General features: G+C 46.6%; 17 protein-coding genes and 1 pseudogene. 12 read left to right on the plus strand and 6 right to left on the minus strand.

The window, feature by feature from the left end:
* Window positions 1–19 precede the first annotated feature (19 nt).
* The gene (locus tag CBI30_RS04280) at window positions 20–1,807 is read left to right on the plus strand and encodes an acyl-CoA dehydrogenase (RefSeq protein WP_088527091.1); all 1,788 of its coding nucleotides are present in this window, start codon (window positions 20–22) and stop codon (window positions 1,805–1,807) included.
* Between the two features lie 40 nt (window positions 1,808–1,847).
* Here the strand turns inward: CBI30_RS04280 and CBI30_RS04285 are convergent, their stop codons facing one another.
* Both CBI30_RS04285 and CBI30_RS04290 read right to left on the minus strand, forming a co-directional pair.
* Window positions 1,848–2,294 (minus strand): hypothetical protein, encoded by a 447-nt coding sequence (locus CBI30_RS04285; protein WP_088527092.1) that lies wholly within the window; start codon window positions 2,292–2,294, stop codon window positions 1,848–1,850.
* Complete coding sequence (locus tag CBI30_RS04290) at window positions 2,295–2,870, minus strand: META domain-containing protein (RefSeq protein WP_088527093.1); 576 nt, start codon at window positions 2,868–2,870, stop codon at window positions 2,295–2,297.
* Window positions 2,871–3,117: 247 nt separating this feature from the next.
* Here CBI30_RS04290 and rpsP point away from each other — a divergent pair, with 247 nt between their 5' ends.
* The 6 genes from rpsP to CBI30_RS04320 all read left to right on the plus strand — a co-directional run bounded on the left by rpsP (window position 3,118) and on the right by CBI30_RS04320 (window position 7,097).
* Complete coding sequence (gene rpsP, locus CBI30_RS04295) at window positions 3,118–3,363, plus strand: 30S ribosomal protein S16 (RefSeq protein WP_011902362.1); 246 nt, start codon at window positions 3,118–3,120, stop codon at window positions 3,361–3,363.
* 93 nt (window positions 3,364–3,456) lie between these two features.
* Window positions 3,457–4,020, plus strand: a complete 564-nt coding sequence (gene rimM, locus CBI30_RS04300; RefSeq protein WP_088527094.1) for a ribosome maturation factor RimM — start codon at window positions 3,457–3,459, stop codon at window positions 4,018–4,020.
* Window positions 4,021–4,066: 46 nt separating this feature from the next.
* Window positions 4,067–4,813 (plus strand): tRNA (guanosine(37)-N1)-methyltransferase TrmD, encoded by a 747-nt coding sequence (gene trmD / locus CBI30_RS04305; protein WP_088527095.1) that lies wholly within the window; start codon window positions 4,067–4,069, stop codon window positions 4,811–4,813.
* A gap of 127 nt (window positions 4,814–4,940) precedes the next feature.
* Window positions 4,941–5,339: a 50S ribosomal protein L19 gene (gene rplS / locus CBI30_RS04310; protein ID WP_088527096.1), complete on the plus strand. Its 399-nt coding sequence runs from the start codon at window positions 4,941–4,943 to the stop codon at window positions 5,337–5,339.
* 64 nt (window positions 5,340–5,403) lie between these two features.
* The gene (locus CBI30_RS04315) at window positions 5,404–6,141 is read left to right on the plus strand and encodes a CoA pyrophosphatase (RefSeq protein WP_088527097.1); all 738 of its coding nucleotides are present in this window, start codon (window positions 5,404–5,406) and stop codon (window positions 6,139–6,141) included.
* The gene (locus CBI30_RS04320) at window positions 6,138–7,097 is read left to right on the plus strand and encodes a CobD/CbiB family protein (protein ID WP_088527098.1); all 960 of its coding nucleotides are present in this window, start codon (window positions 6,138–6,140) and stop codon (window positions 7,095–7,097) included. The genes CBI30_RS04315 and CBI30_RS04320 overlap by 4 nt, the downstream gene beginning before the upstream one ends.
* Here the strand turns inward: CBI30_RS04320 and rsgA are convergent.
* Window positions 7,042–8,055: a ribosome small subunit-dependent GTPase A gene (rsgA, locus tag CBI30_RS04325; protein WP_088527099.1), complete on the minus strand. Its 1,014-nt coding sequence runs from the start codon at window positions 8,053–8,055 to the stop codon at window positions 7,042–7,044. The two genes, CBI30_RS04320 and rsgA, sit on opposite strands and share 56 nt — an antisense overlap.
* 15 nt (window positions 8,056–8,070) lie before the next feature.
* Complete coding sequence (locus CBI30_RS04330) at window positions 8,071–9,330, minus strand: M48 family metallopeptidase (RefSeq protein WP_088527100.1); 1,260 nt, start codon at window positions 9,328–9,330, stop codon at window positions 8,071–8,073.
* A 15-nt stretch (window positions 9,331–9,345) separates the two neighbouring features.
* Here CBI30_RS04330 and orn point away from each other — a divergent pair, with 15 nt between their 5' ends.
* Window positions 9,346–9,933 (plus strand): oligoribonuclease, encoded by a 588-nt coding sequence (orn, locus tag CBI30_RS04335; protein WP_088527109.1) that lies wholly within the window; start codon window positions 9,346–9,348, stop codon window positions 9,931–9,933.
* A gap of 78 nt (window positions 9,934–10,011) precedes the next feature.
* On the opposite strand, the gene mog is transcribed toward orn, so the two are convergent.
* Window positions 10,012–10,635 (minus strand): molybdopterin adenylyltransferase, encoded by a 624-nt coding sequence (gene mog, locus CBI30_RS04340; RefSeq protein WP_088527101.1) that lies wholly within the window; start codon window positions 10,633–10,635, stop codon window positions 10,012–10,014.
* A 26-nt stretch (window positions 10,636–10,661) separates the two neighbouring features.
* On the opposite strand from mog, the gene pmbA reads away from it, so the two are divergent.
* The 3 genes from pmbA to CBI30_RS04355 all read left to right on the plus strand — a co-directional run bounded on the left by pmbA (window position 10,662) and on the right by CBI30_RS04355 (window position 13,722).
* Window positions 10,662–12,008: a metalloprotease PmbA gene (pmbA, locus tag CBI30_RS04345; RefSeq protein WP_088527102.1), complete on the plus strand. Its 1,347-nt coding sequence runs from the start codon at window positions 10,662–10,664 to the stop codon at window positions 12,006–12,008.
* A gap of 69 nt (window positions 12,009–12,077) precedes the next feature.
* Window positions 12,078–13,160, plus strand: a complete 1,083-nt coding sequence (locus CBI30_RS04350; protein ID WP_088527103.1) for a TRAP transporter substrate-binding protein — start codon at window positions 12,078–12,080, stop codon at window positions 13,158–13,160.
* Window positions 13,161–13,371: 211 nt separating this feature from the next.
* Window positions 13,372–13,722, plus strand: a complete 351-nt coding sequence (locus CBI30_RS04355; protein ID WP_088527104.1) for a DUF3147 family protein — start codon at window positions 13,372–13,374, stop codon at window positions 13,720–13,722.
* A 169-nt stretch (window positions 13,723–13,891) separates the two neighbouring features.
* On the opposite strand, the gene CBI30_RS04360 is transcribed toward CBI30_RS04355, so the two are convergent.
* Complete coding sequence (locus CBI30_RS04360; RefSeq protein ID WP_088527105.1) at window positions 13,892–14,545, minus strand: cupin domain-containing protein; 654 nt, start codon at window positions 14,543–14,545, stop codon at window positions 13,892–13,894.
* A 133-nt stretch (window positions 14,546–14,678) separates the two neighbouring features.
* Between CBI30_RS04360 and CBI30_RS11275 the strand changes: the two are divergent.
* A pseudogene (locus tag CBI30_RS11275) lies at window positions 14,679–15,663 on the plus strand (IS3 family transposase); the annotation flags it as partial.

The following is a 15,663-nucleotide window of genomic DNA, read 5'->3' on the forward strand; positions in this document are numbered from 1 at the left end:
CCTGATTAATAGGAGTTTTATGCCATACGTAGCCCCCGTGAAAGATATGCTGTTTGTGATGAATGAATTGGCGGGGCTATCTGAGGTTGTCTCCTACCCGTCCTATGCCGAGGCGGGAGCCGATGTGGATTTGGCACCAGCGATTTTGGAAGAGTCCGCCAAATTTAATCAAGACGTTGTAGCACCGCTGAACTGGCCTAGTGATCAGAACCCAAGCTCATTAAAAGACGGCGTTGTGACTACTACCCCAGGCTTTAAAGAGGCCTTTAAGCAATTTGGAGCCGCCGGTTGGCAGGGCGTTGTGCATCCTGCAGAATTCGGTGGTCAAGGCTTACCAAAACTTATTGCTACCGCCTGTTTTGAGATGGTCCACTCTGCAAGCCTTTCATTTGCTTTGTGTCCTATGTTGACCGACGGTGCGATTGAAGCCTTATTGACTGCAGCCAGCCCCGAGTTGCAAGAGCGTTATGTGCCCAAGATGATTTCTGGGGAGTGGACTGGCTCCATGTGCCTCACCGAGCCTCAAGCAGGCTCAGATCTGTCCATGGTGCGTTCGCGTGCCGTACCCGAAGCTAATGGCACATACAAAATTTTTGGCACCAAGATCTATATCACCTATGGTGAACACGATATGGCAAAGAACATTGTCCATCTCGTATTGGCTAGAACGCCAGATGCACCAGAGGGCGTGAAGGGGATTTCTTTATTTGTGGTGCCCAAGCTCTTGGTAAATGCGGATGGCTCACTAGGTGAGCGTAACGATGTTCACTGTGTCTCTATCGAGCATAAGTTAGGTATAAAGGCTAGCCCCACTGCAGTGTTGCAGTTTGGTGATCATGGTGGCGCCATCGGCTACTTGGTTGGCGAGGAAAATCGCGGCTTAGAGTATATGTTTGTGATGATGAATGCTGCCCGCTTTGCAGTGGGTATGCAGGGTATTGCGGTTGCAGAGCGCGCCTATCAAAAGGCAGTGCAGTATGCAAAAGACCGCGTACAAAGTCGTGATCTCGCTGGCTCGCCAGGGCCTGTCGCAATTATTCATCAGCCTGATGTGAAGCGGATGTTAATGACGATGCGGGGCTACACTGAAGCAGCTAGAGCTTTGGCATATTACGCCGCTGCAGCTTACGATGCGCAGCACGCGTCGCCTGATGAGGCTGCACGCAAACAGAATCAAGCAGTATATGAATTTCTAGTTCCGATTGTGAAAGGCTTCTCTACTGAGATGTCGATTGAGGTTGCGAGTTTAGGCGTCCAAGTGCATGGTGGTATGGGTTTCATTGAAGAGACTGGTGCTGCACAACACTATCGTGATGCACGCATTCTGACGATCTACGAAGGCACGACAGCTATTCAGGCAAACGATCTAATTGGTAGAAAAACCGTGCGTGATGGTGGTGCAACTGCAAGAGCATTCGCAGAAAAAATCATGCAAACCGAAAAAGATCTGGCAAGTAGTGGCACCGCTGATGCAAAAGCGATCTTGAAGCAATTGACTGCTGCTCGCGAAGCATTTGAATCTTCAGTTGTTTACATTGTGGCTAATGCAAAGACTGATATTAAAGGGGTGTATGCAGGAAGTTTTGCTTACTTGCGTTTATGCGGCTTAGTATTGGGTGCCTGGCAAATGGCTCGCGCCTTATTAGCCGCTCAAGAATTGCGCGCAGGCGATCCGAATTTCTTTGATGCCAAGATTGCTACAGCGCGCTTCTTTGCGGAAAACTTATTGCCACAATCTCAGGCTTTGGCAATTTCAATAATAGAGGGTGGTCAGTCTACAAATACCCTGACAGCGGAGCAGTTTTAAGATTTAAAAACTGTCACCGCTCTTTCAAAGGCTATCTGCATTATTGGGATAGCTTTTTCGCTTCTAGCAATTGGGAGATGAAGAATTGTTCAAAAGCAATTGCTAAGAATGTCATCATTACACCTGCACCAAATACCAATGAAAAAATCACTGTGAGAACTACTGGCCAACCAGATCTGGTGGCGCGACTAGGGTCTAGTCCAGGGTTAAATTTGGCATCCCATTTTTCATCAGCACGTAAACCATAAGCAATAGTGGTTAGCCAGCTGGCCTCGAGTGTGATGAAGCCGAAGGTGATGAGGACCCAGCCAGGAGCGGAGTGAAAGTGTGATTCCTTAAGGAGTAGCCAACCAGCGATTCCACCAAGAAATGCAAAAAGCTGAGCCCAACCCCAAAATGATTTGAATCCTTGCAGATAAAAACAATTCAATCCGGTGCCAGGAAAAAATATCCCGAGTGAGCAGAATAGTAGTTTGTATTTTTTCATTCAGACCTTCGATAGCGAATATGTATTTGAGTATTGAAATATTTTATTTGGGAGCGTTACTTTTTTTGTCATAAAGCTTAGTACTTCACGGTCAGCACCAATCATAAGCAGTTGATCACCATTACGCACAATCGTACGGTAATCATTTAACTCGTAAAGGAAGTCATTCTCGAGTTCCATTCGTTGTGGTGTGCAAGCCATCTTCGTGCTGGCGATTTGATCTAAGGTAAATCCTCTAGCATCTTCAGTTATACGTGCTGTAAAGCGATTGCAACCAGTGGATCCGCTAATGCGCTCACCATTGGCGTCAAAAACTAGTTGAATAGGATTGCTGTTGTCACCCTGAGGGATTTGGCGGGCGCGAACCTCGCCCCTGGCATTGGGCGCTAAATTCCAGCGTACCAACTCCCATTTGGTATCTCGGAATTCGCTACTGGGAGGGCTGGTTTTAGCGGCACAAGGTGGAATCACGTTCGCACAAGCCGTTAAAAGACTCAATCCTAGGCAGGCAATACTAAGAAAAAGCTTATTTATAGCGCTATCAGAAGGGGGGAAATGAGCGATTTTTGGAGACATTTTTCTATAACTTATTGTTTTTAATGATTATTTCTCAATTCACTGGACTCTATTCTACTGTCGAAGCTAAATACGCAAACACTTAAATAGGTGGATCAAGTAGGGGTTTTCGTCTAGAATATGAGGTTTTCCGCTATACCGTGCATTTGTTTTGTTAATTTGCTCAGTTAGTTGGAGCCCAAGATTTTGTAGTAATTTCATTGGGTTGTAATCAACCTGTTTTCATTTTAGATTTTAAGGAATAAGTATGGTCGTCATTCGACTGGCACGCGGCGGTTCAAAGAAGCGCCCTTTTTATAGCATCGTGGCTACAGACAAGCGTAATCGTCGCGACTCGAACTTCATCGAGCGCATTGGTTACTTCAATCCACAGGCAGCAGCGACAGAGCAGGCAATGCGTATTGCTCAAGATCGTTTGACCTATTGGACTGGTGTTGGCGCGCAGATCTCCCCAACTGTTGTTCGTTTGATCAAAAACAATCCTGCAGTCTAAAGACTTCAAATCCAAAGGCGTCGTCATTGAGATGGGGTCTTTGGAAGCAGAACTGACTTGTAGTGTTATTTGGGGAATCGAGCTAGCTTTAATATGAATAAGCCTTCCTTAGATGATTTGATTGAGATTGGCGCAGTCCAAGATGCTCAAGGTTTACAAGGTCAGATTAAGGTTCGCCCTCATTCATCTGATCCCGTAGCGCTCTTATCTAGCAAAGAACTTTGGTTGTCACTCATTCCTCGTCGGAGTGCTGGTGTTGCTGCGTCTATTGAGCAAGCCTCACTTCAGCTTTACAAGGTGAATCAGGCGAAGATGCATAGTGGCACTGTCGTGATTGCGTTGGAAGGCATTGCTGATCGCGATCAAGCGGAAGCCTTAAAAGGCGCTCGCATTCTAGTGGGTCGTGATGTTTTTCCAAAAGCCGAAAGTGATAGTTATTACTGGGTTGATCTCATTGCTTGCAAAGCAGTCAATCTCCAAGGCGAGAGTCTAGGTGAGGTGATTGATGTGAACGATAACGGCGCTCATGGGATCATTGTGATCGGCGACCCTGAAACCAAAACAGTAAAACAGTTAATCCCTTTTGTAAAAGAGGTGGTGCAGAACGTTGACTTGCCAAACAAGCTCATTACACTGGATTGGCAAGCTGATTGGTAAGCCAGTTGGTTAATCAGTAAATAGTCTTAGGTGTTCTATTCCCACTATGCGATTTGATGTAGTTAGCTTATTCCCTGAAATGTTCTCCGCTTTAACGCAATGGGGCATTACTGGGCGCGCATGCGAGCAGGGCCTTGTTAGCGTAAATCTTTGGAATCCCCGGGATTACTGCTCCGATTCACGTAAGACGGTGGATGATCGAGCTTATGGGGGTGGTCCGGGCATGGTCATGATGGCAAAACCATTGGAAGATACGATCTCTGCTGTTAAGGCTGCCCATCAAACTCAGAATGTAACTTCTGGTCCAATTTGTCTCTTGGCCCCCCAGGGAGAGGTCTTTTCTCAGAAGATAGCGACAGATATCCTCAATTACGGAAATTTAACCTTCATTTGCGGTCGATATGAAGCTGTAGACCATCGTTTTATCGAACGAAATGTGGGTTTACAGCTTTCTATTGGCGATTTTGTAGTTTCTGGTGGTGAATTGCCTGCCATGACCATGATGGATGCAGTGATTCGCCTTATTCCAGGGGCCCTAGGTGATGGCGAATCAGCCATCCAGGATAGCTTTATTAATGGTCTTTTGGACTATCCGCACTACACCCGCCCAGAAATATATGAAAATTTATCTGTTCCGGACGTGCTTTTAGGCGGACATCACGCTAAAATAGCGGATTGGCGTCGGCATAAGTCTTTAGAGCTGACGTTAAAGCTTAGGCCTGATTTAATTAAATCGGCTCGAGCAAATGGGTTGCTAAGTAAAGAAGATGAGCAATTTCTTCGAAATCTGTAAGTCTTTACGGTTTTCGAACGAAGAGTTTGTGTTTTGATTTAGTGAAATAGTTTTAACTGCATCCTCTGTCTGGTCCGTTGATGAGAGTCTCGGGATTAAACGCTGACAAGATGTTTAAGGATTAATAATGAATTTGATCGAAAAAATTGAGCAAGAAGAAATTGCTCGCCTAATGGCCAACAAAACTCTTCCAAGTTTTGCTCCTGGTGACACAGTTATTGTTGGTGTAAACGTAGTTGAAGGTACACGTAAGCGTACCCAGGCTTTTGAAGGCGTTGTGATTGCTAAACGCAATCGTGGACTGAACTCTAGCTTTATCGTTCGCAAGATTTCATCTGGCGAAGGTGTAGAGCGTACATTCCAAACTTACTCACCATTGATCGCTAGCATTGAAGTGAAGCGTCGCGGTGATGTGCGTCGTGCGAAGTTGTACTACTTGCGCGATCGTTCAGGTAAGTCTGCACGTATTAAAGAGAAGCTTCCTGCCCGTAAAGTTAAGGTAGTTGCTACGACAGTAGCGGAATAAGGTTTGCTTTAATGCAAAAAGAAGGCGGCCTAGGCTGCCTTTTTTATTGCCCTAAAATAACTCTATGACTCAGAAAGCAAATCTACCAGATCAGGCATTGAGCATTGCTGTACATGCGGGCTTTGATGCGCAAGCTATACCGATTCACGAGGTATGTGCTGGGCAGCCAAAAGTAGCCGACCATATTTTGGAACCATTGGGCCTAAGAAATCGTTTTCAGAGCCCCCCAGTTTGGCAGCCAGAGATAACGGATGAGAATCGACACGTCATCGCTGCAGATATTATTTCTAAACGCCAGGCTGCCGGCAAGGTGACTCGTGCTGCCGTGCTGATTCCTTTATTGGTAAAGAGTGATGGCCTATCGGTATTGCTGACCCAAAGAACGGATCATTTGCATGATCATGCTGGCCAAATTAGCTTCCCGGGTGGGCGGATGGATCCAGGCGACTCCAATCCGAATGAGACCGCTTTGCGTGAGAGCGAGGAGGAAATTGGTTTGGGTCGACAGGGTGTTGAGATCATTGGCCATTTACCCCAGTATTTAACCGTTTCGGGCTATAGTGTGACGCCAGTTGTGGCATTAGTGAAACCTCAGGCAGAATATGTCTTAGATGCCTTTGAAGTAGCAGATGTTTTTGAAGTGCCTTTACATTTTTTAATGGATCCCGCAAATCATCAAGTACGGGTCTGGGAGAGTGATCAAGGTAGTCGTCGGTTTTATTCAATGCCCTACGAAAATCGCTTTATCTGGGGTGCCACTGCTGGAATGTTGCGTAACCTTTATCATTTATTAAAAGTATGACTTTCTTTTCTATTCTCTTCGCCCTCATTGCTGAGCAATATCGCCCAGTAACTTCGACCCATTGGATCGCACGCACTAGCGCTCGCTGGTTAGATTGGGTCGCCGGCGAATTCGGTGGCAAGACTGAGCAGGGTGCAAGTCCTGTCGGTGCACGCATGGCTTGTTTGGTTGCCTTCATTTTGCCGACATTCTTGGTGTTTGCCATTTACGTTACCTTCATGGTGAGCTACCCCATTCTTGGATTTGTGTGGAACGTATTAATTGCCTATTTATTTTTCGGCTTTCGTCAATTTAGCCACTCATTTACGGTAGTGCACGAAGCAATTGCGAATCATGATTTGCCAGCAGCACGCTTGGCGCTAGCCGAACGGTACGGCCCAGAACTAGACGCTAGCAATCTCACTGAGACCGAAGTGATTTCTTTGGCTTTGGAGCGCGCCATCATCGGCTCACATCACCATGTATTTGGTGTGCTGTTCTGGTTCATGATGCCAATGGGTCCTGCAGGGGTGGTCTTATATCGCTTAGCCGACACTGCTGCTCAGCGCTGGTCAGAAAAAGGGGACTTCAATTTAAGTGAAGCAGCACGTCATTTCTTCTACGTCTTAGATTGGGTTCCAGCGCGAATTACTGCGATGGGCTTTGCCATTGTTGGCAACTTTGAAGGCGCAGTCTATGCATGGCGTCATCTCACCGGTAAATGGTCTGACTCTTTATCCGCAGTGATCTTGGCGTCTGGTAGTGGCGCCTTAGGTGTGCGCTTGGGTGAGCCGATGAGCGAGCCTGATAGTGATGAAGCTTTACGTATGGCTGAAGCTGGTGAGCCAGTAATCTATGAAGTAGGTCTTGAGCCGAATGAGCGGACGATGCGTTCTGCTATTGGCTTGGTGTGGCGCTTGGTTATCGCTTGGATGGCTTTATTGCTAATGCTGACCATCGCTCTTTGGCTTGGCTGATTCCCTGAATCTGTGTATCGGCAGTTTTTGAGTCCGAGCGCAATTGTCTAAATAGCGCCAGTCTTTCTGGCGCTATTTCATTTCTGTCTACCGCTTCTCGTATTGCACAATCTGGTTCGGATTGGTGCGCGCAATTATGGAAACGACACTTGCCCAGCAAGTCATGAAACTCCCTAAAGGCATGCTCTAGTTCACTCACTGACATGTGCGCCAAGCCAAACTCCTGAAAACCCGGAGAATCAATCAAAGCGCCCAATTTTCCGCTGGCATCTCGACCCCAAGCCTCTGGTAGCTCAAAGTAGCGACAGGCGGTTGTGGTGTGTTTTCCGGTATCTAAGCGAACTGAATACTCTTGCGTAATCGCCGCTGCATTGGGAACCCAGGCGTTGAGCAGGCTGGATTTGCCCATGCCCGATTGCCCTACAAATACAGATACCTTGCCGCAAATAGCAGGGCGCAGGGCCTCTATAGAGGCTTCATCAAATTTGGCAGAGACTTCGGTAACCGGATATCCCATACGAGCATAAGGCGCAATGATTTTGCGTGCGTGCTCTAAGTTATCTTTGAGGTCGCATTTGTTGAGTAATATATGCAAGCCAATTTGATTAGTCTCTGCGGCAACTACTGCTCTACCTAAGAGGTCTGGAGAGAAAGCCGGTTGCGTGGCAAGTACGACTAATATTTGATCAACGTTCGAGGCAATCAATTTACTTTTAAAAGCATCAGAGCGATAGAGCAAATTTTCTCTCGGCTCGATACGAATAATGCGCGCCTGATCGCTTGAAGTCATCTCTAGCAACATGCGATCGCCAACCGCACCAATATGCTGCTTTGCTGGTGTGCTCACTTGAATTAATTGACCAGCGGGGGCTTCATTTCCGCGCTCATCCTTGACTAAGCGCTGCGCTAAATAGTGCCTTCCATAGGAGGCAGTGAGTAGCGCGTGAAATTGTTCCATTGATTTGATCAATCCTTAGGACTCTGATTTAAAACGTTTGAGATTGGCAATGCGCAGCGGTGCTGGTGGATGCGAGCTATAAAAAGCGGTGTAGATTGGATCGGGCGTCAGGGTGGATGCATTGTCTTGATAGAGCTTTACTAATGCAGAGATTAAGTCAGTTGCAGAAGATTTATCTGCGGCAAAACCATCCGCTTCGTATTCGTGTTTGCGTGAAGCCAAACTAGAAAGTGGCGTAAGGAAAAAGCTAAATGCTGGCGACACCAACATGAAGAGCGCTAAAGCTAGGCCACCGTTATAGCCATTGGGATTGGGCATAACCCCGAGATCGTTGTAGAACCAGGGCTGTGTGCTGACCCAGCCTAAGAGTGCAAACGTTGCAAAGCTCAAGGCAAAAGAAACTAGCAAGCGTTTGCGAATATGGTTGCACTTGTAGTGACCAAGCTCATGAGCAAGCACAGCCTCAACTTCCCCGGGATTGAGCTTTTCAATCAAGGTATCAAAAAAGACAATGCGCTTAGCTTTACCCATACCGGCAAAAAATGCATTGCCGTGCGCGCTACGTTTACTACCATCCATGACAAACAGACCTTGACTTGCAAAATCACAACGGCTTAGTAAGGCTTCAATTTGCGTCTTGAGTGGTCCTTCTTCTAGAGCTTGAAACTTATTAAAGATGGGTGCGATAAATGTTGGGAAGATCCATTGCATTAAAAGACTAAAGACCGTGAGAACGCCCCAAGCCCAGAGCCACCAGAAATCACCGGCTTGAGCCATGAGGCTGAGGATGACCCAGAGCAGAGGAATGCCAATGGCACCGCCAATACCTAAGCCCTTGAACATGTCGCTAAAAAAGAGTTTGGCATTCATACGGTTAAAGCCAAAACGCTCTTCAAGATAAAACTGCTTGTACCAAGAAAAAGGCAGGTCAATAATTCCGGAAATCAACACAATGGAAACGAGCAGGGCAATTTGTTGCGCAACCCCTTCGCCTAACAATTGCAAGAGGCCCATATTAAGAATCTGTAATCCACCCAAGAGCGTGAAGGCAATCAAAATAATTGCGCTGACGCCATTTTCAAAAATGCCTAAGCGGAGTTTAGCTATGGTGTAGTCGGCAGCCTTTTGATGTTCTGCCAAGGTGATCTGAGAGGCGAATTCGGCAGGCACTACATCACGATTGATGGCGACGTGATGAATTTGGCGTTGGGACAACCAGTGGCGTAGACCAAAGCTGGCGATGAAGGCGATTAGAAAAACAATTGTGAATGTCATGAGATGATTATAGATATGAGTGAAAAAACAGTTACCCCAGCAGCAAAGACGGCTCCAGCCAATGAACACCTGATTTGGGTGGATATGGAAATGTCGGGCTTAGATCCTGAAAAAGAGCGCATTTTGGAAATTGCCGTGATTGTGACCGATGCACACCTCAATACCATCGCAACAGCCCCTGTTTGGGTAGTCCATCAAGATGACGCCTTATTAGATGCAATGGATGCCTGGAATAAGGGTACTCATGGGCGCTCAGGCCTGATTGATAAGGTCAAGGCCTCAACTACAGATGAAGCCAATGCTGAGGCTGAATGCATTGCCTTCCTCAAAAAATACATCAAGCCAGGCATTGCACCAATGTGCGGCAATACGATTGGCCAAGATCGGCGCTTTATGGCGAAGTACATGCCAAAACTAGAAGCCTTCTTTCATTATCGGAATATCGATGTTTCCACTCTCAAGGAGCTCTGCAAGCGCTGGCATCCTGAGTTGGTGAAGGGTTTTACTAAAAAGCAGGCCCATACCGCCTTGGCAGATATTGAAGAGTCCATTGAAGAGCTCAAGTACTACCGGGATAAATTTATTGTGCCTTTGCCAGAGTAAGGTCGGCATTCAAAAATCAGGAGGTCAAAAGGGTCTGTTAATAGACCCTTTTTGTTTCCTTTTAAATCCTCTGCGACCTTATTTCTTAATAGCGCTTTTGGGCCTAAAGGCCTTAATGATTGCCTCATCAGTCTCGATATAGGGGCCGCCAATCAGATCAATGCAGTAAGGCACGGCGGCAAAGATCCCAGGCACAATCGATTTACCCTCAGCATCCTTCAATCCTTCTAGCGTTTCCTGAATGGATTTTGGCTGGCCTGGAAGATTAATGATGAGGGCTGTGTGACCCTCGATTTCTCGTAAAACAGCGGTCTGACGAGACAAAATGGCCGTAGGCACAAAGCGTAGGCTAATTTGACGCATTTGCTCGCCAAATCCAGGCATCTCACGGGTTCCAGCATCCATGGTGGCCTCAGGTGTCACATCTCTAAGGGAGGGGCCTGTGCCGCCCGTGGTGAGGATTAAATCGCATCCAAGCTCATCAGATAGCTCCACGATGGTTTCCGTGATCACCTCCCGCTCATCAGCAATGAGGCGCTCATGAAAGACGCAGGGGGTGCGGAGGGCACTTTGTAGCCACATCTGCAGGGCGGGAACGCCTTCGTCGGTATAAACACCCTTGCTCGCTCTATCGGAGATCGAGATTAGGCCGATTTTGATTTCATTAGGGGAGGATCTTTTCCAAGCTTCGGTATGCTTCATGTTTCTATTCTAGCTATTATTAGGGCATGTTTACACACTCATCAAATCAGTTTCAAGAAATCATTGAATTCATGCTCAAAGAGGCCAAAAGACGGGGCGCTTCTGATGCCGTAGCAGAGGTTTCTGAAGGTCAGGGCCTCTCGGTCACCGTTCGCAAAGGTGAGGTCGAGACGATTGAACAAAGTCTAGATAAGCAGGTAGGCGTTACGGTCTTTTTGGGGCACCATCGAGGCAATGCTAGTACAAGTGATTTTTCTAAGAGCTCCTTAAAGGCAACGGTCGAGGCTGCGTACCATATTGCCCAACATACAGCAGAAGATCTGTGCGCTGGTCCTGCTGAAAAATCACTACTAGAAAAGCATCCACTTGATTTGGATTTATTTCATCCGTGGGATTTAGATTCTGCAACAGCAATCGATATCGCTCGAACTGCAGAGGGCGCTGCCTTTGCAGTGAGCAAGCAAATTCAGAACAGTGATGGCGCTTCGGTATCGGCGCATCATTCGCATTTCATGATGGGAACAAGCCATGGCTTTATGGGGGGCTATCCATTCTCACGTCACTACATTTCATGTGCACCAATCGCTAATGAAGGTGGTAAAAAATCCCGCATGCAAAGAGATGACTGGTATTCCAGTTCACGCATTCCGCAGGAGTTAGCTGATCCAGCGGCGATTGGTAAGTATGCTGCAGAGCGTGCACTCTCACGCCTAAAAGCGCGCTCAATAACTACGCGTCGTTGCCCAGTCATTTTTGAGGCACCCTTGGCAGCCGGCCTATTGGGTGGATTGGTTCAGGCAGTATCGGGCGGCGCCTTATATCGTCGCTCTAGTTTTCTATTGGATAGTTTAGGCAAGCAGGTTTTACCTAAGCATGTCAGTCTCTTTGAGAACCCCCACCTGAAGGCAATGACAGGAAGTACACCTTTTGATGAGGAGGGTGTGAAAACTGCCGCTAGAACCGTGGTCGAAAAAGGAATTTTACAGGGCTATTTCTTATCCACATATTCCGCTAGAAAACTGGGTATGAAAACCACTGGTAATGCCGGAGGCTCACACCACCTGACATTGCAAAGTCGCAAGACACCCAAAGGTGGATTGCCTGCGCTCTTAAAAGAAATGGGTACCGGCCTGCTGGTAACTGAGCTAATGGGCCAAGGTGTGAATTACGTCACCGGAGATTACTCTCGCGGAGCCTTTGGTTACTGGGTGGAAAATGGTGAAATTCAGTACCCAGTTGAAGAGATCACGATTGCGGGTAACTTGCGCGATATGCTTTTGGATATTCAAATGATTGGTAGTGACACATTAATTCGCGGCACTAAAGAAACAGGTTCCATCTTGATTGGATCGATGACCGTTGGCGGAAAATAAAACAGCGGCACTAAGAAAATAGAAGTAAAAACACAAGAATAGAAATAATTTACTTTGGAGGAGGCAGTAATGCAAAGACGTTCCTTTTTAAAGAAAGCCACTATTGGTGCAGGCGCAGCAGCATTGGCTGTCCCAGCTATTGCACAGAGTTTGCCAACACTCAATTGGCGTTTGGTATCGAGTTTCCCTAAATCTTTAGATAACCTATTTGGCACCCCAGAAGTATTTGCGAGCGCCTTACGTAAAGCGACCGATGGCAAATTCAATGTGAAAGTATTTGCTGCTGGCGAAGTCGTTCCAGCCTTGCAAGTATTGGATGCGGTTCAGAACGGCACGGTGGAGTGTGGTCACACAGCAAGTTATTACTATCTAGGCAAGAACAGCGCGTTTATCTTTGATACGGCCGCACCTTTTGGCATGACGGCACGTCAGCAAACGGCTTGGATGTTGCATGGTAACGGTATGAAATTAATGCGAGAGCTCTTTGCGAGCTACAACATTGTGAACTTCTTGGGCGGTCAAACGGGCACGCAAATGGGTGGCTGGTTCCGCAAAGAGATTAAGTCCCCTGAGGATCTGAAGGGGCTTAAATTCCGTATCGCTGGTTTTGCAGGACAAGTACTTGCTAAGTTGGGCGTTGTTCCTCAGCAATTACCTGCTGGTGAAATTTATTCGGCTTTAGAAAAAGGCACGATTGATGCTGCTGAATTTGTGGGTCCTTACGACGATGAGAAGTTGGGCTTAGCTAAAGTAGCAAAAAATTACTATTACCCTGCTTTCTGGGAGGGCGCAGCTGGACTCTCATTCTTGGTCAATAAGAAACAGTGGGATTCCTTGCCACCTCCTTACCAAGCCGCATGGGAAGCTGCTTGCTTTGAGGCGCATACCGATATGTGCGCCAGGTACGATGCCTTAAATCCACCAGCATTACAGCGCCTGATTCAGAATGGCGCCGTATTGCGCAAGTTCAATACTTCGGTGTTGGATGCCTGCTTTAAAGCAACTCAAGAAACCTACGCTGAGGAGTCTGCAAAAAATCCTCAGTTCAAGAAAATATTTGAGGACTATCGCGTTTTTAGAAACATGGAAGCACAGTGGTTTAACGTAGCTGAACAGGCGTTTGCCCAGTACAGTTTTGCTAAGAAGCTTTGATAATAGAGCAAGATCTTCGTGATTTTCTGGTACACAAAGTACTTTGATTTGGTTTGGAGGGCGGCTGTTTTCGACCCTCAGCAGAAATCCAAAAAATAACCACCCGAAGGTGGTTTTGGTGTTTCTTGGTGGCCCGGGGCGGAATCGACTAGGGCCTAGGATGTCTAACTCTGCTTTAGACTACTCATAACTACTTCTTCCTAAGGCTCAAATGGCTTGGATCATCACCAAATATTTACTAACAGCAGGAATGGTTGTATTCATTTCTGAAGTTGCCAAACGAAGCGATAGGTTGGGTGGCTTTATTGCGGCATTGCCACTGATGACTCTACTAACTCTTGTATGGCTCTATGTGGAAAACCAACCTGAAGAGAAAATAGCCAATCACGCCTATTACACCTTTTGGTACGTTATTCCAACACTACCGATGTTCTTGTTATTCCCATACTTGCTTCCAAAGATTGGATTTTGGATGACGATGGGTGGGTGCGTAGTGGCAACAGTTATCTGCTTTGGATTATTTGCCCTTGTAGTGAGGGTTTTTGGAATTCAACTTCTCTGAGTAATGGCTGCTAAGGCCGAAAGCAGATATCAAGCGTCTAGTTGTTAGATGCTGAATAAGTTTGCTCCATTTAGAGCGGACGATAACCAGTCCTCTTTCCAGCGAGGCTTGATATGAAGGGGCTTACGAATGATGGCTAATGACTAAACGCTTCGTTGCTCCAAACGATTTAATCTAACAAATGCCCAGTCTTCACAAAGATAGTGCAACCCTCTTTGCTAAAGGGCTGATGCAAGCTCATGTGGGGACTTCTGATCCATGATCCAGCAGGATAGCGGCCATGCTCATCTTCAAACACGCCATCAATCACAAAGATTTCTTCGCCACCGTAATGCTTGTGTGGATTGAAATAGGTTTTAGGTGCCCAGCGAACTAGAGTTGATCCACTTCCTTGCTGCATCAGCGGCATAACCGTAAGACCAGGAACCATACCTTGATGCCAGGGGGCTGTTTTCGTATCAATAATTTCTCGCTCGACTTGATCTGGCCCGAGATGTCTAAGTTTCACGAAAAGAGTGCACCCAGACTGACTAAAGGGTGCATGTGATGAGCCTGGTGGGTTCATGATGTATGTGCCAGCTGGATAGTCGCCGGTTTCATCACTAAATATTCCATCTAAAACTAAGATCTCCTCACCAAATTCATGAGTATGAGTTGCAAATTTAGATCCAGGTTGATAGCGAACGATTGAGGTTGCTTTTGCAACCTCATCACCAAGTCGATCGAGTATTCGTCTTTTAACTCCTAGCTCTGGACTAGCAACCCAAGGTAAGTCATGGTAATTAATTACAACTTTTTGACTGTAATCAGCATTGATATTCATTTGTATATTTAGAGATTTGAAAACATTACAAAGCATAACAAGCAAATGATGTGTACGCTCTATTAAAAAAACCACCCAAATGAACTGACCCCCAAAAGTTGGACGTTATGTCCAACCAAGGGGGTTTTGTTTTATGAGCAAGTACAGCAAGCAGTTCAAGCTAAAGGTAGTTAAAGAGTTTCTAAAGTCAGGCGGTCTTAAGCGGGTAGGTCACTTATTTGAGATTAGTCACTCAGATGTCCGCAAATGGACTTTGGCCTATCAAGCACATGGCCATAGCGGTCTCAATCCCAGCTACCAACGCCATTCCCCAGAGTTCAAAGTCCAAGTTCTGCGGTACATGGCTGTGCATCAGATATCAGCTAGGCCAGCTGCCGCCCACTTTAGCATTGGGAGTATGACCACAATTTTGCAATGGCAAAAACTCTACAATGAGGGCGGTATTACAGCCCTTGCTAATCAACCTGTAGGACGACCGCCTATGCCCCACTTTAATATCAAAGCGCTACTCAAAAAGCCCGTCTCTGAGCTCACGCCTGCAGAGATGCGAAGACGCTTGGAGTATGCCGAAGCTGAGGCTGCCTATCTAAAAAAGTTAGAAGCCTTAGCTCAGAGCAAAGCAGTAAAAGAGAACAAGCCCAAGTAATTACTGAGCTAAGGCCGTACTACCGCTTACTAGATTTACTACTCATCGCCAAGATGGCTAAAAGCGTTTATTACTACTGGCGAGAAGCCAGTAGTAAAGCCGACCCTTATCAGGGCGCTAAAGAGCATATTACCCAGATCTTTAATGCCCATCGGGGTCGTTATGGCTATCGGCGCATACAACTGGCCCTCCGGAACGATGCTTGCTACCTCAACCACAAGACCGTACAAAAGCTCATGACTCAGTTAGGACTTAAATCGACTGTGAGGCCTAAGCGATATCAGTCTTATAAAGGCGCTATAGGTAAGGTAGCCCCAAACTTACTTGAGCGTAACTTTGGAGCAAGCAAACCCAATCAAAAGTGGGTGACCGATGTGACCGAGTTCAATATCAAGGGCGAGCGAGTGTACTTATCACCGATCTTAGATTTATATAACCAAGAGATCGTCTCCTATGAGATTGCTGATCGGCC

This window comes from Polynucleobacter aenigmaticus, from assembly GCF_002206635.1.
Lineage (GTDB): Bacteria > Pseudomonadota > Gammaproteobacteria > Burkholderiales > Burkholderiaceae > Polynucleobacter > Polynucleobacter aenigmaticus.